The organism is Pseudomonas violetae (assembly GCF_023072615.1).
Taxonomy (GTDB): Bacteria; Pseudomonadota; Gammaproteobacteria; order Pseudomonadales; family Pseudomonadaceae; genus Aquipseudomonas; species Aquipseudomonas violetae.
In genome coordinates, this window is sequence record NZ_JAKNRW010000005.1 from 87,202 (window position 1) to 113,128 (window position 25,927).

Here is a 25,927-nt window from a genome sequence, read left to right on the forward strand (position 1 = left end):
CCGGGTGGTTTGGCGCAAACGGAAAAAGATAAGCGGGCGGCGAACTTTTCAGCGCTCCACTGCACCAACGGCCATAGAGATGCGCTGTTTTTTCAAATTCGAGAGGTGAATATGAACATCAAGAACCTGGGTCTACCCCTGGCCGTTGCGGCCCTTCTGACGCTGGCAGGTTGCTCCACGGCCACGGTGGTGACCCTGCAGAACGGCACTCAGTACCTGACCAAGGACATGCCGAAAACCGAAACCAAGGACGGTTTTTACGAGTTTGAAGATATTTCCGGGTCGAAGGTGAAAGTCAGGGCAGCTGAAGTGGCGACGGTGCGCGAAGAAGATTAAACAGCGGCGCAAGAGCAAATAGGGCGATTGAGGTTGATGTTTGCTCCGCGCCGCCAAGTCGATTAACGATCTGTGGTGCGTTAACTGCCTGTCACGCTGTCTGAGATATCAAAAACCACTTCAACCTCATATTGCATATTCTCGTAAGGGGCAGTTTTGTATTTGGCCGAACCTGTCAGTCGCCTGATTGGAGTGTGGTTCTGAATGACGATTTCACCGGACTCGGCGGTAAGGTGTGCGTGGTCCACGATATCGACAAAGGCACGAACGTTTGTCGATCCAATGGTGTAAGTAGTGCTAGTGGGTTCATTGCCAGGCACATAAAGAAATATTCTATAGGCTCGATCCGCTCCGGGCAGTATATGCTCGGCATAAAGGTGCGTTTCTCCGGACGATACGCCTCGAAATACCCTGTTTGTATTGAACAGAAAGGCTGTCTGGTTATGTAAAAACTTTATTGTGCCCGTCATGCTGCCGACAGCAGCAGGCGTCACCGACGGTTCACGAAGGTTAGGCTGATCGTTATTGCTCATCACTAATTCCTTTTAATAATCGCCAGCAGTAAGATCTGCTGGCACATGGAATGATGATTAAACAGGAAAAGCGCTTGCAAAAAACCTGTCAAGAATGACAGGTCTTTTGTGTCGAACGAAATAACAACGCCCCCTGAAGTCATCGAATCGCGCTTAACTTCCCGTGCGATCTTGTTCGACACCCGCGTGCGAATCCGGTCTATGTTTAATGGCATGGCTTCCAGCGCAAACAATTTGCCCATCTGGCCAGGTTGCTGGTGTATTTGAATTGGGTAATGCTCATGGGGAGTGCCTGTCGTCGAACACGCTGTTTAGTGCATGAAACTTTCCATGAATCCGGCTACGCCACTCGCCAGTTTGCGCCGCCAGGGCGCGGTAGTCGGGTTGGCCAGGGTCTGGTCTTCGTAGACGAAGCTACGGATGATCGCGTTGTAGCCCAGCCAGCGACAGGGTTCCGGTTCCCAGGCCCGTAGGGCGGCCAGGCCGGCCTGGGGCATGACCCAAGGCTGGCGGACCAGTTCGGTGTCGCGTTGCAGGATCAGGTCGGCCAGGGTGCGCCCACCCAGGTTGCTGGCACCCACACCCTCCCCGCCGTAACCACCGGACAAGGCAATCCCGCTGGATTGATCGCAGAGCATGTGCGGCTGGAAGCGTCGGGACATGCCCAGGTTGCCGCCCCAGGCGTGGGTGATCTGGACGTGCTTGAGCTGGGGAAAGAGCTCGCCAAACAGGTACCGGCGCAATTCCACTTCGCTGCGGGTCAGGTCAAAGTCGTGGCGCAGCTTGCCAGCGAACTGGTAGCCGCCCCGTGCGCCAAACACCAGGCGATTGTCTGCTGTGCGCTGGCCATAAGTGACCTGGCGGCTGCTTTCGCTGAATGCCTGGCCGCGACTCAGGCCGATTTCATCCCAGGTAGCAGCGGACAATGGTTCGGTGGCCACTATCAGGCTTTGCACGGGTAACTGGTAACGTCCCAGCGCTGGCAACGTGACGGAGTAACCTTCTACGGCCGGCACGATCCAGCGACTGCGCACCTGGGCCTTGTCCGTGCGCAATGAGCCTGACTGCCAATGGGTGACTGGGCTGTTTTCGTAGATCCTGACACCCATGCGCTCAACAGCGCGGGCCAGGCCACGCACCAGTTTGGCAGGGTCGATGGTGGCCACATGGGGGGCATAGATGCCGCCATAGGGCTTGGCCAGTCGAATCTGTTGCGCCAACTGCTCGGGGCTGAGCCAGCGGTAATCCTTTTCAGTCAGGCCTTGTTGATAAAGGCTGTCCAGATAACGCCGAAGGCTGGTCTCCTGTTCGGGATAGCGCGCCGCGCAATACAGCGCGCCGCCCTTGCGGTAATCACAGTCGATAGCCTCGCGATCGAGGACAATCTCGACTTCGTCAGGAATAGAGTGCAGCAAATCGAAGGAGGTGCGGCGATCTTCGGGCGACAGGTTCGCCAGTAGGCGGTCTTCACCGAGCAGATTACCCATCAACCAGCCACCGTTGCGTCCCGATGCGCCGAAACCCGCGGTTTGGGCCTCGACGATGGCGATATCCAAACCCGGTGCCAGGCGCTTGAGGTAGTACGCCGTCCAGAGCCCCGTATAACCGGCGCCAATGATGGCCACGTCGACATCCAGGTCGTGCTCCAACGCCGCGCGCGCTGTCAAAGGATCATCAAGCTGATCCATCCATAAACTGATAGTGCGCCATGCTGGCATGCTGGACTCCGCCACTGAAACTTCAATGACGTGATCCTATTGCGTGGTCTCAGTGGTTGTCTTGCGCGCGTGCACGCAAAGAAATTTCTTTGACGTAGGCCTTTGGCGATTTTCCGGTGTGCCGGCGGAAACTGCTGTAGAAAGCCGATAGCGAATTGAACCCGGCGGCAAAGGCCAGTTCATCGACCCGCAGCGGTGGCGTGGCGGTAGCCAGCGCCGCCAGCAGGTGCTGCAAACGCGCCTGATTGACGTACCGATAGAAACTCTGGCCAAGCACCTGATTCAACAGGTAAGAAATCTGATTGCGGCTATACCCGCACTCGTCGGCCACCCGCTGCAGGTCAAGTTCGGGATCCAAATAAGGTTGCTGGCGCTGGAAATATTGTTGCAGGTCTTCGGCCATGAAACTCAACTGCCTGGGTGACAGGCCGAGTCGACTGACGGCTGGACGGCTGCTGCCTGGGAGCTTGTTACTGGCCTGCTCGTGCACCAATGAGGCGTACTCATTGACCCGCCAGATCAAGCTGTCGCGCACGGTTATCGCCTCGCTGGCGCACAATGACATCAGCCCTTCGCCGCCGCGCAGAGTAATGCGGTATTGAATGAAAGCAGTGTTACCGTCGATGCGGATCTTGTCGGTGTGTTCCAGCGCCTCGTCGGGGTCACGGGGCATGCTGCTGCGCACGTACTCGCGCAATTCGCCAAGGCCCATCACTCGGTTCTGGAAAAAGTCGCTGTACTGGACCTGTGGGTGATAAAGGGCCATTACTCCGTCCAGGTCTCGGTGCTTCCAGCGCAAGTGGTAACGCATGACCGTCTCACGGGTAGCGAGGGTCTGCTGCGGTCCGTCATCGTCTGCGTGCATAAGCGACTCAGTGAAAAAAACGAGCTTGCCCAACTTTCGCCCGCGCTTCAATGGCCAGTGACGGCACCTTGAGTCGATGTAAGTCGCCCACTATTGAGCCCAAGCGTGATCTGCATCAAAAAAATGCCAGGCAATCGCCAAACGGTTTGAAAAACCCACAAGATGTTCACATCCGGATGCTACTTTTAATGGCAGCCACAGGTTGAGTCAGTGAAGGCTCTTCCCTCCTAACATGAGCTAACGGAAGCGCTCGATGAAGAAGGCGGGCCATACATGAATAAAGGGTTTAGCAAGGTCACGTTTCCAAACGCCTGCCAACTGATGCGCTGGCATTTTCATCCCATGGGTTTCGAGGCAAGCATGGACGCGCCGGGTAGCATGATTGCCCGTCTATTTGATCGAGTCAGTGGCGAGACCATGATCGCCATTGCCGGTATTCCGTGCGCCACGGTGATGAACGCCGCCGATGTCGAGCGCATCATCGAAGCGGTGGAAGACGAGCTTGAAGCGTTCATTCCGCCGGCACCATTCAGAAGTTATGCCTGAGGCATGTGGCGAGGGTACCTGCTGAAAAGCGGGTGCCGGTTCGCAGCCCCCGGCATTCATCCAGACACACTAAATACTCAGGCTTTACGACTGCTGCGTAGCCGAGCAGGACGGTGCGGCGATCCGACGAGTTCCCTCGCCGCACGCCTGCGCAGGAGGCCCAGCCACAGGTCGATCAAACCGACGCTTTGCCCGCCCGGTGGTCAGCGAAGAACGCCTGGCCCTTACCGACCCGATCAGAAGCCTTGGGTAAATTGGCCGCCTGGGTGTCCTGGGCATCGACGTACCAGTAACAGTGGCTAACCGCCCGGGTAATGCCAACGTACGCCAAGCGCAGGATCTCGTCTTTTTGCGCATTGTCATAGGCCTCGTTGTCGCCCGCCTTGCCTAGCCCCGCCATGCGGTATACCTGATTCTTGTACGGAGAACTGGTCAGATGCTGGCAGTCCCCCAGCAGGAACACGGCGTCCGCCTGGAGCCCCTTGGCACTGTGATAGGTCAGCTGTTTCAGCCGGCGCGACTCATACGGCAAGCTAGAATCTACATTAACTACTGACTGAATATGGCTTTCAATCAACAGCTTATCGCTACTTTTTCGATATAACATCAAGATTGAATGCCCTTGGCGGTAGTGCTCGATCAACCGGTTGGCCATGCCTTGATCATCCCTGTCCAGCACGTGTACCGGTAACAGCACCTTGGGCTCGCCGCTGGCCTTGGCTTTCTTACCGGCAATTGCCGGAGCGGCGCGCACGATGTGTTCGGCAGCATCAATGATGTGTTGATGGCTGCGATAGTTGTCGCTGAGCATGACCTTGGTGGTGCTCGGCGACGCAAATTCCTTGTTGAATTCCATGAAGTAGCTGGGCGAACTGCCCCGCCAGCCGTAGATCGACTGCCAATCATCGCCCACGCACAACAATGATGAACGCTGAGCGCCTCGGCCGACATGCATGGCTGGCCCTCGACTACGGATCTCGGCCAGGCTGGCGCGAATCCAGGAGACTATCTGAGGGGAAACGTCCTGGAATTCATCGATCATCAGGTGCGCCAACGGGCGCAACAGCTCGTTGCTCAGCAGCTTGAGATTTTCGGGCGAATGTTCGCTGAACAGTGCGAACATGCGGTTGTAAGTCATGATCGGTGGTTTCTGGTCCAGCAGATGATCTTCCAGGGCTCTCCAGTACAGGCTCAAGGCCTCGAAGAAGAACCGGTCGGGATCGTCCTTGGCAAAGCTCATCTGCCCCACGGCCGTCGGTACATCCAGGCCAAGGTTCTCGATGAACCCGGCGGCGGCGACAAAACAGTCCAGCAGCGGCGCGGAAGCCAACTCACCCTTGACCTTGTAATCGAAGCCAGGACCGGCACTGGCATCACCGGCAAGCGACGCTAGCACCCGTTTAGAAGATTGATAGGTATCTAGCCATATCAATGGCTTACGACAGAAAGCTTGAAACAGTGTGCGTTTTACTGCCCATTCCGCCCGCACGGATAATTTGGACCCCGGGCGACTGACCTGGGGGTTTTCCTGCGGATCAAAACCCAACACCACCCAGGCATCCAGTGTCGGGATGTAGCCGTGACAATGGAAGGTCGAGCCATTGATGTCGAACGTGTGACGCTTGGGCTCGATGCCCTTGATCGGCCATGCACCTGCGCGAAACCACAGGTCTTCGATCGTATCGCACAGCTCTTCATCGCGATTGGCCGCCAACTGGGTCACCGCCACGCGTTTTTGCACATCCGGGTGATCGCGTTCCAGCTCCTTGAGCTGCAAGGCGTGCCGCGACAGCGGCGTTATCAGGTCGCGAAAGCGCGCATCACGGGTGAACAGGCTGTGATAGCAGGCATTGAGCTGTTGGCGCTGGGCGTCATTGATACGCAGGTCGAACGGGTTGCTGTCGGCGTCTTCGTCCTGGCTGGCTGCGCGCAGGCTCAGGTTCTCGAAGGACTGCAGGCGTTCGAAGCCAGGCAAGCTGCGCACCAGGGGCAGAATTCGTGAGTGAAAAGTGCGCACCAGGTCGCGCGCCTCTTTGAAACTCAGCCCCCGCCCCCACAGTGCAAACATCTCGATCAGCTTGTTGATGAAGTCCTTGCGCGACTCCCGGGTAAAAGTCACCACGGTCATCGAGTCGAGTTCGAACCCCAGATAGTGGGTCAACAGCAGGATGCGCAGCACCAGGGTCGTCGACTTGCCTGCTCCGGCACCGGCAATCACCGAGGTCGACGGGGTGTCGCTGAAGATCATCTTCCACTGCGCAGCACTGGGCTGGGCATGGGCTGGCAGTAACCGGGCCACATCGGCCTTCATGCGCTTCTTCAATTCGGCCGTCAATGGCAGGCGCCAGTCGTCGAACAGGTAATCGTCGACGTTAGGCGGGCGATGCTCGGTGCTGCGCGAGTCGCGAATCAACAGAACCTGCCGCCCCTCTTCAAGCCCTTCGAGCTTGCCTTCCTTATACCCGTAATCCACCCCCGCAATGTGCCCGCTGCGAAATCCATCCGCCTGCCCGTGCAGCCACGACGCCCGGTGCTGGGCACGCAGGCGCGTCAGGCCGTGGCCAAAGAACCGTGCAGCCAGGCGTTTGAGCAATGGCATCTCGGCCAGCGGACGAAGTTCAGGAGGAAGGTCGGGGGAATGTTGCGGCACGCGGATGGACTCCAGGCTGTAAGACTGTTGGGCGCTATGGTGTCTTTATTTGCTGTTGAGTTCTAGCGAAATGCTTGCGAGTCATTGGGTTAGGCGATGAATTGAAGATTGAATGGGAAGAAAAGCACTCTAAAACTCATCGATTAATTCGATCTCATTCAGGCATTTTTTACGCTTTTTATCGATTATTAGCTGGTAGATGATGATTGCCATAAATCACCTATTGGCAGGAGACGATCATGCTTGAACTCAGACCCTTTACCTCCCTGGGCGGCGCTCATCATGGCTGGCTGGATGCACATCACCATTTTTCATTTGCCGAGTACCATGACCCCAAGCGCATGAACTGGGGCAATCTGCGGGTCTGGAATGATGATGTGATTGCCTCGGGCACCGGTTTTCCGAAGCATCCGCACCGGGACATGGAGATCATCACCTATGTCCGTGAAGGCGCAATTACCCACGAAGACAACCTTGGCAACAAGGGGCGCACCGAAGCCGGTGACGTTCAGGTCATGAGCGCTGGCACCGGGATTGCCCACAGCGAGTACAATCTGGAGGCGACCGAGACGCGGATTTTTCAGATCTGGATTATCCCCAACGAAACTGGATCTTCGCCATCCTGGGGGGCTAAGCCATTTCCCAAAGGCAAGCGCGAAGGGTTTGTGACCTTGGCCAGCGGCAAGGCGGGAGATGATCAAAGCCTGAGGATTCGTGCGGATGCGCGTCTGGTCGCGGCCAATCTCAAAGCCGGAGAAACGGCTGAATATCGTCTGGACAACGGACGTCGCGCTTATCTGGTGCCCGCCACAGGACGTATTGAAGTCAATGGCTTACAGGCACAAGCTCGAGACGGAGTTGCAATTGCAGACGAGCAGGTGCTGCGCGTTACGGCCATTGAAGACAGTGAAGTGGTGTTGGTGGACCTGGCTTGAAAGACGACACCTAGGCGAAAAAAGGGGCGACCGTGAATGGTCGCCCCTTTTGCTGTTGCGTGGGCCAGTCCTGATTACTTCGAGGAAATAGCGCCGTCCACCAGTGTCTGCGCTTCTGCAACCAGAAGCTTCAGGTGCTCGTCGCTGACGAAGCTTTCGGCGTAAATCTTGTAGATGTCTTCAGTGCCGGACGGACGTGCCGCGAACCAGCCGTTTTCGGTCATCACTTTCAGTCCGCCGATGGCCTGGTCGTTACCCGGTGCATGGCTGAGAATGCTCTGGATCGCTTCCCCGGCCAATTGAGTCGATGTCACTTGGTCAGGGGACAATTTGCTCAGCAAGGCTTTCTGTTCCGGGTTGGCCTTGGCATCGACTCGTACCGAGAAAGGTTCGCCCAGTTCATCGGTCAGGGCGCGATATGCCTGGCTCGGATCACGACCGGTGCGGGCCGTCATTTCTGCAGCCAGCAGTGCCGGAATCAGACCGTCCTTGTCGGTGCTCCAGACGCCACCATCCTTGCGCAGGAACGAGGCACCGGCGCTTTCTTCGCCGCCAAAGCCCAGGGAACCGTCGAACAGTCCGTCAGCAAACCATTTGAAACCGACCGGCACTTCGTAGAGACGGCGACCCAGGCGCTTGGCCACTCGATCGATCAGGCCGCTGCTGACTACGGTCTTGCCCACAGCAGCGTCGGCGCGCCATAGGGGACGGTTCTGGAACAGGTAATCGATCGACACGGCGAGGTAGCTGTTCGGTGCCAACAAGCCACCCGACGGCGTGACGATGCCGTGACGATCGTGGTCCGGGTCACAGGCGAACGCCACATCGAAGCGATCCTTGAGACCGATCAGGCCTTGCATCGCATAGCTGGACGATGGGTCCATGCGAATCTGGCCATCCCAGTCGACCGTCATGAAGCGAAACGTCGGATCGACCTGTTTGTTGACCACTTCGAGGTCGAGCTGGTAGTGGTCGGCAATCGCTGACCAGTAACGCACCCCTGCTCCACCCAGCGGATCGACACCCAGGTGCAGTTTGGCTGCGCGAATGGCATCGAAATCGATGACGTTGATCAAGTCGGCGACATAGGTATTCACGTAGTCGTGACGATGGGTGGTGTCAGCCTTCAGCGCCTGCTCGTAACTGATGCGTTTGACGCCGGCAAGCCTGTTGCCCAGCAGTTCGTTGGCCTTGGCTTCGATCCACTTGGTGATGTGGGTGTCGGCCGGGCCGCCATTGGTGGGATTGTATTTATAGCCCCCGCTTTGCGGCGGGTTGTGCGACGGAGTAATGACGATGCCGTCAGCCAGTCCCGAAGTACGGCCACGGTTGTAACAGAGGATGGCGTGGGAGATGGCCGGCGTCGGGGTGTATTCGTCGCCCTCGGCAATCATCACGGTCACGCCATTGGCTGCGAGTACTTCAAGGGCACTGGCGCCCGCCGGAGTGGACAGCGCATGGGTATCTATCCCGACAAACAGTGGGCCGTCGATGCCCTGTGCCTGGCGATACAGGCAGATCGCCTGGCTAATTGCCAGGACGTGCCATTCGTTGAAACTCAAATCGAACGAGCTGCCGCGGTGACCGGAGGTGCCGAACGCGACGCGTTGGGTGGAGATCGCGGCATCGGGCTGGCCGGTGTAATAGGCCGTTACCAGTCGCGGGATATCGACCAACAGGTCTGCCGGTGCCGGTTTGCCCGCAAAAGGATTGAGTGTCATGCAAAACCTCTGGAATCTATTGGTTCGGGAATTGGATCGCAGTTTACTGGCAGTTTGACCACAACGCGATCAGATCGGTCCCCCGCTTCCACGGCACCGATCCCTTTGCCTAATCCAACGACTCCAGCCGCAGCGCGTCCCCCAGCAAACCAATGGCGGCAACCAGGTCATGATTGCCGACGAAGGTATGGCTCAGGCGCATGTGCTGCGCGTGCAGCCCCTGTAAACTGAACAACTCGCCCGGGGCGATCAATACCTGGCGTTGCAGCAGACGCTGGAACACCCCCCGCACATTCACCTGGCGCAAAGAGCGCACCCAGATCGTTGCGCCACCCTGGGGTTCGACAAAGCTCAGGGCGTCGCCGAGGCGTTCGTGCAATAACTGACTCATTTGCACCGAGCGATCCTTGAGCTGGCGACGCAATACCTGAAGGTGCTGATCCACGCGCCCGTTGATGTACAGCCGTGCGATGGCTTTCTGGCGAATTGGCGACAAGCGGAACGAGCGCAATAGAAATTGCCGTTGCAGCTCCTTGCGCAGGTGGCGGGAGAGGACATACCCATATGGCGCCTCAGGACCGATGATTTTTTCAAACGTCGAATACACCAGCAACCGATCAGGGTCCAGCAGGTCGCGAAAGCGCAGGCCGTCCGGCTCGAACCCCAGTTCGCCGTGACAGTCATTTTCCAGTACCCAGCAAGCATACCGCTCCAGCAGTCGCGCAATTGCGCGTCGGTTGTCTTCGGAGGCCAGGCTGGCTCGCGGCATATTCAATCGCGAGGACAACAGCACCAGTTGCACGGGATTCAACTGCAGAGTCCGTTCAAGCGCAGCAACATCCAGCTCGCCATCCGCTTGTACCGCTAACTCAACGACCTTTACATCTGCCGACTCGAACAGGCGCAGCACGGGCCAGTCGCACGGCGACTCCACCACTACCGTGGAGTGTCGCAGGCTGAGCACCTCGATCAGAATTTCCAGGACTCCGCGCAGGTCCGCGCCGATGTAAACGTCATTGGCGTGCCAGCAACGCAGTGGCGAGGTGGTATACCGCGCCGCCAATGCAGCCCGCAGTTCCAGTTCGCCACAGGGTTGGGCGGATGATTGGGGCTGACGCGGATACTGGCGTAGCAACTCCCTTTCAAGCAGCAACAATGGACTGTCGATGGGCTGCAACAGCGTTGGTTCGTCGGCGCTGAGCACCAGCATTGACGGGCTTCGGGCGTTGACGTAAACGGTCTCCAGCAAATCGTGTCCATTGCCGAGGGTATCGATGGACGACACTGGCACCGCGTAATATCCCGACTTCGCCACCGAATAAACCCGTCCCTCCTTCTCCAGCAGCGAGTAGGCATACTGGATGGTCGAGATCGATACGCTCAAGCGGTCCGCCAATTGCCGCAAAGAAGGAAGACGCACCCGCGCATCCCTGGCCGACTCGTTGATCAGTTGGGTGAGGTAGCGGTAAACCGCCTGGTATGCGAAACCGGTTTCTCGCACGCCATTCAACGCCCCGTTGACCATTCACCCTCTTGGGTGTTGTCCGTATCACAGGTTATCGCGCAAGCGTCTTGTGCGCGTTCAACCACCTGCTCCATGCGATAAAGTTTGCCCATCAAGATGACCGGCAGACCGCTGACATCGACCATCCATTGCAGGATTTGCTCGGACACTGCGTGGCCTTGCATGGCTCGGTGCAGGTCCGGCATGGCAACCAGCATGCCGGGATGGCACCGGCGCAGGAAACGCTCCAGCCCTGCGCCCTTATTGACGAAAGGTGCGAACAGCAGGCACACCAACTGGGCTTCGCTCAGGCCGAGGTATTTCTGGGTATGTGCTGTGCCCAGAGCACGTTGCTCAGCATCAGCGCAGAGCTTGCCAAACACTTGCGCAGCCTGCTGGCACACGCGGTCCGTAAGCTGCTTGCGCCGCATCATGACCAGCGCTCTCTGGAAGAACTCCGCCACCCCTGAGTCGTAGCTGTCGCCGTCCATGAAACAGGCCTGCAATCCTCGAACATGGGCGCTTAATTCAAGGCTGACGGATTCGTTATCGCTCGCATAGGCCATAAGGCCGTCGGGCTGGAAGCCTAGCAATTCGGTGAGTAGCGGCCACCGCTCCTCGAGATTACTGACCAGCATGTCGTGAATGTCGATGAAGGTAGTGCGTCGGCAGGTTTCGAACAGTTCAGCAGGACGCCAATGCGGCTGCATGAGCTCAGGCTCAAAGCCGCGGTAGCATTCTGCGCCCAGCTCATCGAGCAACGTGAACAAATCTTCAAAGCCTGCTTCATTGCACCGAGACGGCAGGAAGCCGGCCTTGGCGGTCGCCCGCTTGAGGCCACACAAAAAGTGCTTCTGCTGGCGTGGAGTTTCGCTGCTGACCAAGGCGTCGACACCGCCATCCCACCGCGCGATCTGTCCGTAGAATTCACCCGTGGCCAGGTATCCGTTGTCCCAGAGATCAGCCGCCTCATCACTTTCGCGGCGATGGCCGACCATCAGCAGATTCAGACGGTTGATCTCGCGACCGGCCTCTGAGATCGGCGTTGGGTGGGTGAACGGTAGCACTTCACGATTGTCGACTTTCAGCACTTCGACCCGCGAGTCGTCATAGAGAAACAACGCGCTGTAACTGTTGTGGATGTTGTCCAGCGCGCTTGCGCTGACGCCGTTCTGCGCCAACGACGCGACCCGCAACCGGAAGGTGGTCGGTGCCCGACCGGCGATGCTCAGCTGCGCTGCACGCAACAGTGCAAGGGTATAACAACTGTCCCGGGACCCGTTCTGAATCACGAGCACCTTGTAATCGGCAAGGCGCTCCATGCCGCCTGCGGCAACGACCAAGCGCTGAATTAACAGCTGTAATGCCGTACGTTCGGCGCGAGAGAAAAAACCCAGCAACCTTTGCAATATTTGTTGGTAGACATGGTTCATGGCTTGATCATGGATGCTGGTCATATTTATATACCTGGTGCTGAAAAATCGATATCACGTACTGCGTAAATAGTTTTTTGCGCAGCGCTTTGCCCGCTCCATCCTAATGACGGAGATTTATTACCAAATGCTAGCACTTAAGGGACAAGACTTTATTTGAAATAAATAAGGCGCGCCTGGCGCTTATTCACGGGGAGTTTAACGAAGCTCTCTGAAAAGCCCGTGCGCAAAGGGCTTACAAGACGCCCTAGGAAATGTCTGACAACGTCTGACAGACACTTACTACGAGAAATTAGGAAGAAAGTTACCGGTGTCTTTCCGATAACTGAAAAACAACGAACAGATTGTTTGGCGCATATCAGCGGGTTGTACTGAAAAGTATCAATTGGACACTTAGTCATGACTCATTCCTTGAGATGAAAGCAATCATTCAATTATCAAGGCTTACTGGCTGATTAGAAGATACAGATGGTGAGGAAAAACCAGTTCAGTTGCGGAGCAAACCGCCCGAAAGGAAGAAAGGAGGTTTGATGGATTGGCTAAAACAAAAAAGTCCGTGCTAACACGGACTTTTTGAGGAGGGTTTTCAGGTCGGTTCGACTTGAAGCGCGACCCGTTCGCGGCATGGGCATTCGTCCATGTAGCGGTGGGCTTCGACAAATTCGGCAAACGGGAACACCCGGGTCTTGAGTGGCAGCAGCACGCGATCCGCCGTCAGCTGGTTGATATCGCGCAGGGCACGTTGCAGCGATACCTGGTCCTGGGCGATCCCCAGTTCTGGCTTGCCGGTGAAGTTACCGATGCAGTGGACGAAGAATTGGATGTTCTTCTGGAACGCGGCACAGGCCGGGAACGGCGTCTGATTGCCTCCTTGCAGTCCGTATAGCACCAAGCTTCCGCGGGGTGCGAGCACATCGCCGAGCATTGACATCTGCGGACCACCCAGACCATCGAACACCACGTCAACGCCACGGTTGTCGGTAATCTTGTTGATCTGCATCAGCAGGTCCTGTTCCTCGGTGACGATGACTTTTTCCGCCCCGAGTGACAGCAGGTTTTCCCGCTCTTCGGCATTTTTCGTTGCCGCGATGACTCGGATGCCCAACGCCTTGCCCAGTTGGACAAAAGACGGGCCGGCACAGTGGCTGGCGTCAGTCACCAAGGCGAATTGGCCGGGTTTGACCCGCGCCAAGTCGACATAGGCGAAGTAGGCGATCAACAGAGGCGTGTAATGCACGCTGGCCTCGACCGGGCTGAGGACGTCGGGATAGCGGGTCAGCGCGGTGCGTGGCAATACGATCTGCTCGCCGTAGACCGGGTAATCATTTGGGCTCTCGGCCGGAAAGCTGGCAACCTTGTCGCCCACCTCCAGATCGTCGACGCCCTCTCCGAGCGCCGTGACGACGCCAGACATTTCATGTCCCAGACCCGAAGGCAGGCGAGCATGGGAGGAAGCCAGGTTCTGGCGCCAGAGAATGTCGTACCAGCTAATGCCAATCGCCTCGACGCGCACCTGCACTTCGCCCGGCGCGGGCAAAGCAGCCGCATGCTCTTCGCATTTGAGCACCTCGGCCGGACCAAACTTGTGAAAACGGATCGTGCGTGACATCGCAAACCTCGTCAAAGAAACCTCTAATGCCCCGAACTCTATATGGGCTTTGTAGCCAAGACTATCAGTGGCTATTAATAGTCGACATGCCTGTCATTGATTCCGCGCCGTCGGCAGGATCAACGGTTAGGGAAAACTTGGGTCGGCTGCACCGGCAAAATGAATTAGTCGGTGCAGAGTACCAGTCTTTCCCCGTAAGATTCATGCCGGTCATTGTTCTCATATGACCGCCCCCGTCAAGCCTTGACTCTGCCAGGACTCCAGATGAATCGTAATGACCTGCGTCGTGTCGACCTGAACCTGTTGATCGTATTCGAAACACTCATGCACGAGCGCAGTGTGACCCGCGCCGCGGAGAAATTGTTCCTTGGCCAGCCCGCGATCAGCGCCGCGCTCTCGCGCCTGCGCGGGCTGTTCGATGATCCGCTGTTCGTGCGCACTGGCCGCAGCATGGAGCCTTCCGCCCGGGCGGTGGAGATCTTCGCCCTGCTCTCGCCGGCGCTGGATTCGATTTCCACAGCGGTCAGCCGCGCCGCGGAATTCGACCCGGCCACCAGTACCGCCGTGTTCCGCATCGGGCTGTCGGACGACGTCGAGTTCGCCCTGCTGCCGATGCTGCTCAAGCGCCTGCGCGCTGAATCGCCGGGGATCGTGCTGGTAGTGCGCCGCGCCAACTACATCCTCATGCCGTCCTTGCTGGCGTCCGGCGAGATCTCCATCGGCGTCAGCTACACCGCCGACCTGCCGGCCAACGCCAAACGCAAAGTGCTGCGCCGCAGCCTGCCAAAACTGCTGCGTGCCGATACAGTGCCGGGCCCCTTGAGCCTGGACGACTTCTGCGCCCGCCCCCATGCACTGGTGTCGTTCGCCGGTGACCTCAGTGGCTTTATCGATGAAGAGCTGGAAAAGCTAGGGCGCAAGCGCCATGTCGTGCTGGCGGTACCGCAGTTCAACGGCTTGAGCACCCTGCTGGCCGGCACCGACATTGTCGCCACCGTGCCGGATTACACGGCGGACGCATTGACGGCAGCCGGCGGCGTGCGCGCCGAAGATCCGCCGTTGCCGGTGCGCAGCTTCGAGCTGCACATGGCCTGGCGTGGCTCGCAGGATAATGATCCCGGGGAGCGCTGGTTGCGGTCGCGGATCCAGATGTTTTTTGGGGATCCGGACAGTCTTGAGCTGCCGGGGCATTAGAGGCCGAAAGGACGGCGCCCCGCGTGAACCGACTCACTTCCGCGCAGGGCCCAATCCTTACACACCTCGCAACACACACTCTCCATCAAGCATATTGATAGCGCCCTAACGAAAGGTGCATGCTAAAGGGCTAATTTCGGTCTTATATCATTCCGAATGATAGTTACCTTTGCTTCATTCGATTCGTGCGATACAACCCCGCCGAGCATCATCCGCCCATTCTCAATACATTGGCGGATGCATCCATGGAACAGTCACTCAAACATATGCGCTTCCCGTTGGCCGTGCTGGCCGTAGTGGTGCTGGGCGCCTGCGGCAAGACGCCGGAAACAGCGGCAGCCATACCGGCGGCCAAGGTCAGCGTTGCCAAGGTGCTGGAACAACCCGTCAACGAATGGGACGAATTCACCGGTCGCCTCGAAGCACCGGAGACCGTGGAAATCCGTCCGCGGGTCTCCGGTCAGATTAATGAAGTGGTCTTCACTGAAGGCGCCTTGGTCAAGAAAGGTGACCTGCTCTTCCAGATCGACCCGCGTCCGTTCCAGGCAGAGGTCCGCCGCCTCGAAGCCCTGGTTGCCCAAGCGCGCGCCAACGCCACCCGCAGTGAAAACGAAGCCCAGCGCGGTGAGCGTCTGCGCAGTAGCAATGCCATTTCCGCAGAACTGGCCGATTCGCGCACCAGCGCTTCGCAAGAAGCCCGCGCGGCCGTCGGCGCTCTGCAAGCGCAACTCGACCTTGCGAAACTGAACCTGAGCTTCACCCGTGTTACCGCGCCCATCAGCGGTCGCGCCAGCCGTGCAGAAATCACCGCCGGCAACCTGGTGACCGCCGACACTACTGAGCTGACCAGCGTGGTTTCCACCGATAAGGTCTATGCCTACTTCGACGCCGATGAGCGTGTGTTCCTCAAATACACCCAGCTGGCTCGCCAGGGCAAACGCGGTGCAACCACTCCGGTGTACCTCGGGCTGTCCAACGAAGACGGCAACCCGCATCAGGGCGTGATGAACTTCGTCGACAACCAGGTCAACCCTAAAACCGGCACCATCCGTGGCCGTGCGGTATTCGACAACGCAGACGGTGCCTACACCCCAGGCCTTTATGCGCGCCTGAAACTGGTTGGTAGCGGCACCTACTCCGCCGTGCTGATCAACGACGAAGCAGTCGGTACCGACCTGGGTAAAAAGTTCGTGCTGGTGATGGATGGCGAAAACAACACCGCTTACCGCGCCGTCGAACTGGGTCCGAAGATCGAAGGTTTGCGCATCGTGCGCAGCGGCCTGAGCAAAGATGACACGGTCATCGTCAAGGGCCTGCAACGGGTACGTGCCGGCTCACCAGTCACCCCTGAAGTTATTCCGATGGCCAGCGAACAAACCCTCGCGGCACTCGCCCAACAACGACAAGCGCTGGAAGCCAGCAACCTGCCACAAGTCGCACCTGCCAAGGTCGCGCCGGGTTCGGTTGTGAAAGTGGCTGCCGCGACTCCACGCGGTTAAGGGACGACAACTCCGATGAATTTTTCCCAATTCTTCATATCCCGGCCGATTTTCGCAGCGGTTTTGTCGCTGCTGATCCTGATTGCCGGTGCGATATCACTGTTCCAGTTGCCCATCAGCGAATACCCGGAAGTGGTACCGCCGACCGTCGTGGTGCGCGCCAACTTCCCCGGTGCCAACCCCAAAGTCATCGGCGAGACCGTGGCGGCTCCCCTGGAGCAAGCCATCACCGGCGTCGAGAACATGCTGTACATGTCCTCGCAGTCGACCGCCGATGGCAAGATCACCCTGACCATCACCTTCGCCCTGGGTACCGACCTGGATAATGCGCAGGTGCAGGTGCAGAACCGCGTCACCCGTACCGAGCCCAAACTTCCCGAGGAAGTGACGCGCATTGGTATCACCGTAGACAAGGCTTCGCCCGACCTGACGATGGTCGTGCACTTGACCTCGCCAGACAAACGCTACGACATGCTGTACCTGTCCAACTATGCTCTGCTCAACATCAAGGATGAGCTGGCGCGCCTGGGTGGTGTCGGTGATGTGCAGCTGTTTGGCATGGGCGACTACTCGCTGCGGGTGTGGCTCGATCCGAACAAAACCGCTTCACGCAACCTGACTGCCACCGATGTGGTCACTGCAATTCGTGAACAGAACCGCCAGGTCGCTGCCGGCGCCTTGGGTGCTCCGCCTGCGCCGAATGCCACGGCGTTCCAGTTGTCGGTCAATACCCAGGGTCGCCTGGTGTCCGAGGAAGAATTCGAGAACATCATCATTCGCGCCGGTGAAAACGGTGAGATCACCCGCCTCAAGGACATCGCCCGGGTTGAACTGGGTTCCAGCCAGTACGCTCTGCGTTCATTGCTGAACAATCAACCTGCGGTGGCAATCCCGATCTTCCAGCGTCCGGGTTCCAACGCAATTGAAATCTCCAACCAGGTCCGCGACAAGATGGCGCAACTGAAGAAAAACTTTCCGGAGGGCATGGACTTCAGCATTGTCTATGACCCAACGATCTTCGTGCGCGGCTCCATTGAGGCGGTGGTTCATACCCTGTTCGAAGCACTGATCCTTGTCGTATTGGTAGTGATCCTGTTCCTGCAAACCTGGCGCGCCTCGATCATTCCGTTGGTGGCGGTCCCGGTTTCGCTGATCGGTACCTTTGCAGTAATGCACTTATTCGGTTTCTCGCTCAACGCCTTGTCATTGTTCGGCCTGGTACTGGCCATCGGTATCGTGGTGGACGACGCCATCGTGGTGGTGGAGAACGTCGAACGAAATATCGGACTGGGACTGACCCCGGTCGAGGCCACCAAGCGCGCGATGCGCGAAGTGACCGGGCCGATCATCGCCACCGCGCTGGTGTTATGTGCGGTGTTTATTCCGGCTGCGTTCATCTCCGGTCTCACCGGGCAGTTCTATAAACAGTTCGCCCTGACCATTGCCATCTCGACGGTGATCTCGGCGTTTAACTCCTTGACCCTGTCGCCGGCGTTGGCTGCAGTATTGCTCAAGAGCCATGACGCACCCAAAGACCGCTTCTCCAGGATGCTCGACAAACTGTTTGGTGGCTGGTTGTTCCGTCCGTTTAACCGCTTCTTCGACAAAGCCAGCCATGGCTATGTCGGCGCAGTTGCGCGGGTTATCCGCAGCAGCGGCATCGCCCTGCTCTTGTACGCGGGCCTCATGGTGCTGACCTTCTTCGGTTTCGCCAATACGCCCACCGGTTTTGTACCCGGCCAGGACAAGCAATACCTGGTGGCATTCGCGCAACTGCCGGATGCGGCGAGCCTGGATCGCACCGAAGACGTCATCAAGCGCATGTCCGACCTGGCCCTCAAACAGCCTGGCGTGGACAGTGCGGTCGCCTTCCCTGGCCTGTCGATCAATGGTTTCACCAACAGCCCGAATGCCGGCATCGTGTTCGTCACGCTCAAGCCGTTTGATGAGCGCAAGGACCCAAGCATGTCGGCCGGGGCCATCGCCGGTGCGTTGAACGGCCAGTTCGCCGGGATCCAGGAAGCCTACATGGCGATCTTCCCGCCGCCGCCGGTACAGGGCCTGGGCACCATTGGCGGTTTCCGCCTGCAAATCGAAGACCGGGGCAACCTGGGCTACGACGAGCTGTACAAGGAAACCATGAACATCATTACCAAGAGCCACAACGTGCCGGAACTGGCCGGCCTGTTCACTAGCTACACCGTGAACGTGCCACAGGTCGATGCTGCCATCGACCGGGAAAAAGCCAAGACTCACGGCGTGGCAATTAGCGACATCTTCGACACCCTGCAGATTTACCTCGGTTCGTTGTATGCCAACGACTTCAATCGTTTTGGCCGCACCTATCAAGTCAACGTCCAGGCCGAACAACAGTTCCGCCTGGAGCCGGACCAGATTGGTCAACTCAAGGTGCGTAACAACAAGGGCGAGATGATCCCGCTGGCGACCTTCATCAAGGTCAGCGACACCTCGGGGCCTGACCGCGTGATGCACTACAACGGGTTTATTACCGCTGAGATCAACGGTGCAGCAGCCCCTGGCTACAGCTCCGGACAAGCGGAAAAAGCCATCGAGAAACTGCTCAAGGAAGAACTTCCGAACGGCATGACGTACGAATGGACTGACCTGACCTACCAGCAGATTCTGTCCGGCAACACCGCGCTGTTCGTGTTCCCGCTTTGCGTACTGCTGGCGTTCCTGGTACTCGCCGCTCAATACGAAAGCTGGAGCCTGCCGTTGGCGGTGATTCTAATTGTGCCAATGACCCTGCTGTCGGCGATTACCGGTGTGATTGCCTCCGGTGGCGACAACAACATCTTTACCCAGATAGGCTTGATTGTTTTGGTGGGACTTGCCTGTAAGAACGCGATTCTGATCGTCGAATTTGCCAAGGATAAACAGGAAGAAGGCATGAACCCGCTGGCCGCGGTGCTCGAAGCCTGCCGCCTGCGCCTGCGCCCGATCCTGATGACCTCCTTTGCATTCATCATGGGTGTAGTACCCCTGGTGTTCTCCAGTGGCGCCGGTGCTGAAATGCGTCATGCCATGGGTGTGGCGGTGTTCTCCGGGATGCTCGGGGTCACTTTCTTCGGTCTGTTGCTGACACCGGTGTTCTACGTCCTGATTCGCAATTTTGTGGAACGCGGCGAACAACGCAAAGCGGCCAAGGCCCTGAAACTGGAGGCGCAACAATGAGCCTGAAAGCCTTCCTGCCGAGTCTGCTGGTGCTGGCCCTGAGTGCCTGCGCCGTGGGTCCGGACTACCAGACTCCAGCGACGGAACCGGCGCATGTCACTGCGGCGACCGATGGCGCTGCCGGCCAGAAAAACTTCGATCGCTCGCGTTTTGAAAGCATCTGGTGGCAGCAGTTCGAAGATCCGACCCTGAACCAGTTGGTGTTTCGGTCGCTGCAAGGCAACCGCGACCTGCGAGTGGCTTTCGCGCGCTGGAAAGCCGCCCGCGCGATCCGTGACGATGTCAGTAATGACGCCATGCCCACAATCACCAGCCGCGCCAGCAGCGAATTGGGCAAGGGGCAGATCCCTGGCCAGACCACCCGCCGGGTCAACAGCGAACGTTATGACCTGGGCCTGGACATGGCCTGGGAGATTGATCTGTTTGGCCGCATCCAGCGCAATTTGGAATCGGCCGACGCCGAACAGCAAGGGATCGAGGCCGATCTGTACCAGCTGCAAGTCACCATGATTGCCGAACTGGTCGACTCCTACGGCCAACTGCGCGGCGCGCAACTGCGGGAAAAAATCGCCCTGGCCAACCTGAACAATCAGCAGGAGTCGCGCAAGATCACCATCAGCCTGCGCGATGCCGGCGTCGGCGATCAGCTTGATGTAGAGAGGGCCGATGCACGCCTGGCATCGGTAGAAGCCAGCGTGCCGCAGTTGCAAGCCTTGCAGGTGCGGCAAAAAAACCGCATTGCCACCCTCCTCGGTGAGCGCCCGGACAAATTGAGCGTCGACTTGAGCCCCAAAGATTTGCCCGCCATCGCCAAGGCACTGCCTATCGGCGACCCAGGGGAATTGTTGCAACGCCGTCCCGATATCCTGAGTGCCGAGCGCCGACTGGCTTCGGCTACTGCGCGAATTGGCGTGGCCAAGGCCGATCTGTTCCCCCGGGTCAGCCTGAGCGGGTTCCTCGGCTTTACTGCCGGGCGTGGTTCGCAGATCGGCTCCTCGGCGGCCAACGCCTGGGCGCTGGGCCCTAGCATCACTTGGGCGGCGTTCGACCTGGGTAGCGTGCGGGCCCGTCTGCGCGGCGCCGACGCCGACGCCGAAGGCGCGCTGGCGACCTACGAACAGCAAGTGCTGCTGGCCCTGGAAGAATCGGAAAACGCGTTCAGCGACTACGGTAAACGCCAACAACGCCTGATCTCGCTGATTCGTCAGAGTGAATCGAGCCGTGCGGCCGCGGACCTGGCGCAAATCCGCTACCGCGAAGGCACGGCAGACTTCCTCGTACTGCTCGACGCCCAACGTGAGCGCCTGGCGGCGGAAGACACCCAGGCCCAGGCCGAGGTGGATCTGTACCGCGGCATCGTGGCGATCTACAAGGCCCTCGGCGGCGGCTGGGCACCGGAGACGGTCGCCAGCCAGTAATAGCCTCAAGAGCCCCTTTGGTTGGCCGCAACCAACCAATTTTTTCGCCCCGCGCCTCATTCGGTCGTGGGGTTTTTTTTGCCTGTTTAGTGAGTCCAACTGCTCCCGCTCGGCTGCGCAACAGTCGCAAAACCTGTGCATGGGGTGTGTCTGGATAAATGCACGGGGCCGCTTCGCAGCCCATCGGGAGCAAGCGCCCTCACCACAACAAGCTCCTTGGCCGCAGGGGCAGTTTTGCACCATCACGCCCGCAGGGTTTTATCGGTCTTGTTGCGGGTGGGTGGCCTCTTGTACCGTCACGGTCGCTGTCGTCCCTGCCCTGAGCTGGTTTTTCGCCGCATAGTCAGGATCAATGCCTATGCGCACCGGCACCCGCTGTGCCAGTTTCACCCAGGTGTAACTCGGGTTGATATTAGCCAGTAGACGTCCACCCGGCAGGTTTTCCCGGTCGGCGATGGCGAAGGCGATGCTTTGCACTGTGCCACCGAAGGTCTCGCCGCTCATCAATTCGATCTTCACGGGGTCTCCCTCCCGGATGCGCGGCAACTTGGTTTCCTCGAAATAACCCGCCACATAAAAAGAGTCGCTGTCCACCAGCGCCAGCAACGGGCCGCCCGCCGGGGCATAGTCGCCCTCGCGGGTCAGCAGGTTGGTTACATAGCCACTCACCGGGGCGACGACACGGGTACGTTGCAGGTCGAGTTCGGCCTGGCTGAGCGCCGCGATCGCCAATTGCACATTGGCCTGTGCCAGCCCCAGGTTAGCCTGGTTGCGCAGCAGCTCGGCCTTGGCTACCGCGACCTCGGTACGGGATTTTTCCCACTCCTCTCCAGAAATGGCGAACCCTTCCTTGAGCTTTCGCCGGCGGTTTTCCTCGCTCTCACGCTGCTTGAGCAACGCCTCGCTGGATACGATCGTCGCCTCGGATTGCCCCAGGGTAGCCTTCGATACTTCCACCGCGCGCCTGGCATGTTCGACCGCCAGGGTATATCGCGCCGGGTCGATCTCCAGCAGCAGCTGGCCCTTGGCAACATGCTGATTGTCCTGCACGCCAAGGCTGACGATGCGCCCCGCGACATCGGCAGACAAGGTGACCACGTCGGCTCGCACCCGCGCATCCCGGGTCCAGGGTGCTCGAGTGTAGTGATGCCAGGCAAACCAACCGAGCACGAAGGCCAACAGCACCACGGCGATGGTCGTTAAACGGGGCAGTATTTTGTTCAAGGCGTCAGGCTCCCATCACCAGAATCAGCGCGGCACACACGCACACATACAACGCGCCTTCGAACAGCGCCTCGTGCCAGACGAAGCGCAGCACACCAATGCGCCGCAACATCCAGTCCAGTGCGAGGAAAATCGGCAGGGCCAGCAGCAAGGCCTGGGCGATTGGCGGCAGGTAAACGCCGCCTATTTCCAGATCAATGGGCAAAATCAGTTACTCCTTCCACGTCCACCGTTTGGAAATGCGCCTGGTGGCGCTCCAGGAACGACACGACGATCAGCAGCGCGACCCGCATGCGGAACACGCTCCACAAATGCTGATGCGCGCCCCAATGCAGGGTGTCCAGATAATCACCGAGGTGGTGCAGACGGCCGAGCACCGCTGCCAGTTCGATACCTTTGCGCCCGGCGATCAGCCGCCCGGTCTCGCGCACGGTGGCCAACAAGCGACTTTGCACGTCGTCGCTCAGCAAGGTGTTGCCTTGCCCTTGCTGCCGTAGCTGGTTCAATGCCACGCCGAGGGCCATGCAGCCCAGGCTGAACTCGAACAATGCCTTGGAGGATTTGTCGCTCGCGGCGGGCAACAGCCCCAGCATCATAGTGACCCTGTCGACCATACGGCTCTCGAAGGCGAATTGTTGTTCATCGCTGGCCGGTGTCTTCAACAAGGCATACACCTGGGCCCGGTTCTCGTAATACAGCCGGCGGATGCGCAAGGCTGGCCGAAATGGGAAGATCAGCGCATAGACACTCAGTGCCAGGGCCGTTGCGCAAATGTACGCGCCCGCGAATTCGAACCACTGAATAGCCGTGTTGTGGCCGGCACCGACATTCTGCGGCCCCAGCAGCAGGAAGGTCGATAACCCCAGGCCGATCCCGGTGCCGGTGGTGGGCGGGCTGGCCAAACCCACCGCCACGGCATAGAGCAAGGGCACCAGCAACAGGGCTAGCAGTTCGAAATCACTGATCATTGGCACCAGCATGAATTGATACAGCGCCGACACCACCAATGCCAACCCTAGCCCTCGGGCATAACTCTGCGCCGCCAACAGTGGCCGCGGGAATGTCGCCATCAACGAGCAGAGAATGCCGACCAGCACCATTGCCCCCCGGACGCCGTCCCAGCCCGTCTCGATCCAGATCAGCCCCGCCACGACCAACGCTGTGAAGGCACGGACAGCATTCATGGCAGCCAGGGTGAAATCCAGGTGCAACGGGTTATCCTGCACGCGAAATACAGAGCTGGCCTGTCGTTCTTCCTGGATGGCATCGCTCAGCTCCAGAATCTGCCCCAGCTGTTCAAGCAGGCGTGCCTGCTCCCAACGTAGGGACCAGGCCAGCGAGCGCAAAGTTGCCGGCATTGTCTCGGTCAGTTGCTCGGCGCGATAGGCCAGCTCATCGAAGCGGTGCTGCAACAGGCTGAAATGCTGGCGCGACTCGCCCGAGAGCGAACGTCCCTGGTAGGCCAGTTCGTCCAGGAACTTCAGCTCTTCAGCTCGAATCTGCAGTATTTCTTCCGGCAGATCGCCCTCCCAACGCTCGGTCAACAGTTGCCGCTGATGACGCAGTGCAGTCAGTCGTGAAGTCAGCAGCACCAACTGATTGCCCAGCAATTGCACCAGTGCGTTGGCACTGCGCAAGCGTGGTGCATCGAAATACAGATGGCGCCGTACCCCTTCCAGCGCGCTGATTTCGCCCAACAACTGCATTTGCCGACGATGGAAATCTTCCTCGCTTTCCTCGGTGCGGATAACGGCGGCGGCGTGGGTTGCCAGCAGCTTGATCACCTGATCAATCCGGCTGAAGTAGTCCCGGGCAACGGTCTCCGGGCGTGCCGTGAGCAGGCTGACCACGCAAACACAGGCCACTGCCAGCAAGGTCTCGGTGACACGGGTCACCGCCAGCAAGAAGGTGCCACCCTGGTCCGGCACGGCCAGCAAGGCCACCACCACAGCCGTGTAGCCGCTTAGCACAAATGCCTGGGAACTGGTATAGCGCAACAGCGTACCTCCGGCTGTGCACAGGGCCAGCCACAAGGCCAGGGTCAGAATGAATGGCAGCGGAGCCTGAGGAAAGATCGCCATGATCAGCACGGCCACTACGGCACCCAGCGTGGTGCCAATAACCTGGCCGAAACTGCGTGCCAGGACCATGCCACCCAAGGGTTGGCTGACAATGACCACCGCCATGATCGACCACTTCGGCTGCTCCAGGTCGAACAGGAATGCCAGGTACAGCGTCAACAGGCCAGCGGTAATGGTCCTCAAGGCGAACAACAACACCCCTGGTCCGGGGTTGAACATTGCCTTGAAATATTGAAGCAGCGGCTGCATGGAAGCGCTCGACCAGTTGTGTCCCCCAGCAAGCGTAGTCACTGCAGGCGGTATGTCGACGCTTTTCATTGGTACATGTCCGGGTTTGACTCTGAGGCCTACCTGACCGAAGCTGGCGGCTTTGCACAAGCTTGTCAGCAATGGATTCCTGCATGCCCCAGCCTCGCCGCTACCTGATCATCAGCCTCTGCGTGCTGTTCGCCGTCGTGCTTGCCTGGTTCCTCCTGCGCAGCACCACCCCCGAAATCCCGCCTGCGATCAAGCGCGGCTACAGCGAAGCGCTGGATCAGGCTCGCGGCGGCAAACCGGGCGCTGCGCGCGTGCTCTACCAACAACTGGCTCGGCCCGACATCTCCGATAAACGGCGGATCTGGCTGCATGCCGAACTGCCTAACTACCCCAGTTCGGTAGCCCTTAAACTGGCGGATGCGGACTTGCAGCATAAATCGCCACAGGTACGCGCTGCGGCGATCAAGAGCATCAGCGCCCTGGTGCCCAACGGCCAGCGCAGCCTGTTGATCGGGCCTTTGCTCGATGACGGCGAACAGCCTGTACGCAATACCGCAGTCAACGCATTGCTAGGTCTGTCGCCGGATGACCTTGGTTTGTATTTCGGGCCGCTGGAACAGGCCATCGACGCCTGGGAGCTGGCCCTGCAGGCGCAGCCGCCAAGCGCAGGCAACTATTACCAGCTGGCTCGACTGCATCTGCATAACGGTAACCTGAAGGAGGCGCAGCAGGCGCTGGACAACACTCTGCGCCTGGCCCCCGCCAACCTCCCGGCGCTGGTGATGCAGATCGACGTACTGGACAGACAAGGCCAGAGCGACGCCGCCCGGCTGCTGCTGGCCAAACAGTTGAAAGCCCAGCCTGACTCGGCTTACCTGCAACATGCACTCGGTATGTGGTTATTGCATCACGGACAGAGTGAGTATGCCGTCCTGGGTTTGTCCAAGGCGGTAGAGCTGGAGCCCGATAACAAGGACTATCGCTACGACCTGGCCACCACCCTGCACGATGAGCAGGAGCTGGAAGCGGCACAGAAGCAGTTGCAGGAGATAGTCCAGCGCCACCCCTCAGATCGCCGGGCCCGGGTGTTATTGATCAATTACTGGAAGGAAAGTGGGCAGCTGCAGAATGTGCAGATTCTGCTGGCGCAACTTGAGCAGATGAACCCGGATGATCCGGCGTTGCAGCAAGGGCTTTGAGGTTGGAGC

At 58.9% G+C, this 25,927-nt stretch carries 20 protein-coding genes; 8 read left to right on the plus strand and 12 right to left on the minus strand.

All coding sequences use genetic code 11. The features are described from left to right. The first annotated feature begins 111 nt into the window (after window positions 1-111). On the plus strand, window positions 112-336 hold the full coding sequence (locus tag L9059_RS09140) for a YgdI/YgdR family lipoprotein (RefSeq protein WP_247290193.1): 225 nt from the start codon (window positions 112-114) through the stop codon (window positions 334-336). Window positions 337-416: 80 nt separating this feature from the next. Here the strand turns inward: L9059_RS09140 and L9059_RS09145 are convergent, their stop codons facing one another. The 4 genes from L9059_RS09145 to L9059_RS09160 form a co-directional block, all read right to left on the minus strand. Continuing rightward, entirely contained in the window at window positions 417-869 is a 453-nt protein-coding gene (locus L9059_RS09145) for a hypothetical protein (RefSeq protein ID WP_247290195.1), read from the minus strand. Window positions 870-871: 2 nt separating this feature from the next. Beyond that, on the minus strand, window positions 872-1,111 hold the full coding sequence (locus L9059_RS09150) for a hypothetical protein (RefSeq protein WP_247290197.1): 240 nt from the start codon (window positions 1,109-1,111) through the stop codon (window positions 872-874). 69 nt (window positions 1,112-1,180) lie between these two features. Beyond that, on the minus strand, window positions 1,181-2,587 hold the full coding sequence (locus L9059_RS09155) for an NAD(P)/FAD-dependent oxidoreductase (RefSeq protein ID WP_247290199.1): 1,407 nt from the start codon (window positions 2,585-2,587) through the stop codon (window positions 1,181-1,183). 49 nt (window positions 2,588-2,636) lie between these two features. Then, window positions 2,637-3,452, minus strand: a complete 816-nt coding sequence (locus L9059_RS09160) for a helix-turn-helix transcriptional regulator (RefSeq protein ID WP_247290201.1) — start codon at window positions 3,450-3,452, stop codon at window positions 2,637-2,639. 273 nt (window positions 3,453-3,725) lie between these two features. Here L9059_RS09160 and L9059_RS09165 point away from each other — a divergent pair, with 273 nt between their 5' ends. Next, entirely contained in the window at window positions 3,726-3,998 is a 273-nt protein-coding gene (locus tag L9059_RS09165; RefSeq protein WP_247290204.1) for a DUF1652 domain-containing protein, read from the plus strand. 175 nt (window positions 3,999-4,173) lie between these two features. Here L9059_RS09165 and L9059_RS09170 read toward each other — a convergent pair whose 3' ends face one another. Continuing rightward, complete coding sequence (locus L9059_RS09170) at window positions 4,174-6,648, minus strand: UvrD-helicase domain-containing protein (RefSeq protein ID WP_247290205.1); 2,475 nt, start codon at window positions 6,646-6,648, stop codon at window positions 4,174-4,176. Window positions 6,649-6,887: 239 nt separating this feature from the next. Between L9059_RS09170 and L9059_RS09175 the strand changes: the two genes are divergently transcribed. Then, complete coding sequence (locus L9059_RS09175) at window positions 6,888-7,583, plus strand: pirin family protein (protein ID WP_247290207.1); 696 nt, start codon at window positions 6,888-6,890, stop codon at window positions 7,581-7,583. 74 nt (window positions 7,584-7,657) lie between these two features. Here the strand turns inward: L9059_RS09175 and pgm are convergent, their stop codons facing one another. From pgm to L9059_RS09195, 4 genes are all read right to left on the minus strand, one after another. Next, window positions 7,658-9,304, minus strand: coding sequence for a phosphoglucomutase (alpha-D-glucose-1,6-bisphosphate-dependent) (pgm, locus tag L9059_RS09180; RefSeq protein WP_247290209.1), 1,647 nt, complete (start codon window positions 9,302-9,304; stop codon window positions 7,658-7,660). A 109-nt stretch (window positions 9,305-9,413) separates the two neighbouring features. After that, entirely contained in the window at window positions 9,414-10,814 is a 1,401-nt protein-coding gene (locus L9059_RS09185; RefSeq protein WP_247290555.1) for an aminotransferase-like domain-containing protein, read from the minus strand. Continuing rightward, window positions 10,811-12,265, minus strand: a complete 1,455-nt coding sequence (locus L9059_RS09190) for a hypothetical protein (protein ID WP_247290211.1) — start codon at window positions 12,263-12,265, stop codon at window positions 10,811-10,813. The genes L9059_RS09185 and L9059_RS09190 overlap by 4 nt, the downstream gene beginning before the upstream one ends. Window positions 12,266-12,827: 562 nt before the next feature. Beyond that, complete coding sequence (locus tag L9059_RS09195; protein ID WP_247290212.1) at window positions 12,828-13,850, minus strand: zinc-dependent alcohol dehydrogenase family protein; 1,023 nt, start codon at window positions 13,848-13,850, stop codon at window positions 12,828-12,830. Window positions 13,851-14,114: 264 nt separating this feature from the next. On the opposite strand from L9059_RS09195, the gene L9059_RS09200 reads away from it, so the two are divergent. The 4 genes from L9059_RS09200 (at window position 14,115) to L9059_RS09215 (ending at window position 21,156) form a co-directional block, all read left to right on the plus strand. Further along, complete coding sequence (locus L9059_RS09200) at window positions 14,115-15,044, plus strand: LysR family transcriptional regulator (RefSeq protein ID WP_247290214.1); 930 nt, start codon at window positions 14,115-14,117, stop codon at window positions 15,042-15,044. A 245-nt stretch (window positions 15,045-15,289) separates the two neighbouring features. Next, window positions 15,290-16,543: a multidrug efflux RND transporter periplasmic adaptor subunit MexE gene (gene mexE / locus L9059_RS09205; RefSeq protein WP_247290216.1), complete on the plus strand. Its 1,254-nt coding sequence runs from the start codon at window positions 15,290-15,292 to the stop codon at window positions 16,541-16,543. A 15-nt stretch (window positions 16,544-16,558) separates the two neighbouring features. Then, entirely contained in the window at window positions 16,559-19,738 is a 3,180-nt protein-coding gene (locus L9059_RS09210) for an efflux RND transporter permease subunit (RefSeq protein WP_247290217.1), read from the plus strand. Further along, on the plus strand, window positions 19,735-21,156 hold the full coding sequence (locus L9059_RS09215; RefSeq protein WP_247290218.1) for an efflux transporter outer membrane subunit: 1,422 nt from the start codon (window positions 19,735-19,737) through the stop codon (window positions 21,154-21,156). Before L9059_RS09210 ends, L9059_RS09215 begins: the two co-directional genes overlap by 4 nt. Window positions 21,157-21,414: 258 nt before the next feature. Here the strand turns inward: L9059_RS09215 and L9059_RS09220 are convergent, their stop codons facing one another. Genes L9059_RS09220 through L9059_RS09230 form a run of 3 tightly spaced genes read right to left on the minus strand, consistent with a single transcriptional unit; the run spans window position 21,415 to window position 24,710 of the window. Then, the gene (locus tag L9059_RS09220) at window positions 21,415-22,380 is read right to left on the minus strand and encodes an HlyD family secretion protein (protein ID WP_247290219.1); all 966 of its coding nucleotides are present in this window, start codon (window positions 22,378-22,380) and stop codon (window positions 21,415-21,417) included. 4 nt (window positions 22,381-22,384) lie between these two features. After that, the gene (locus tag L9059_RS09225) at window positions 22,385-22,585 is read right to left on the minus strand and encodes a DUF1656 domain-containing protein (protein ID WP_247290220.1); all 201 of its coding nucleotides are present in this window, start codon (window positions 22,583-22,585) and stop codon (window positions 22,385-22,387) included. Continuing rightward, complete coding sequence (locus L9059_RS09230) at window positions 22,575-24,710, minus strand: FUSC family protein (protein ID WP_247290221.1); 2,136 nt, start codon at window positions 24,708-24,710, stop codon at window positions 22,575-22,577. Before L9059_RS09230 ends, L9059_RS09225 begins: the two co-directional genes overlap by 11 nt. Before the next feature lie 152 nt (window positions 24,711-24,862). Here L9059_RS09230 and L9059_RS09235 point away from each other — a divergent pair, with 152 nt between their 5' ends. Next, window positions 24,863-25,918: a tetratricopeptide repeat protein gene (locus L9059_RS09235; RefSeq protein ID WP_247290222.1), complete on the plus strand. Its 1,056-nt coding sequence runs from the start codon at window positions 24,863-24,865 to the stop codon at window positions 25,916-25,918. Window positions 25,919-25,927 lie beyond the last annotated feature (9 nt).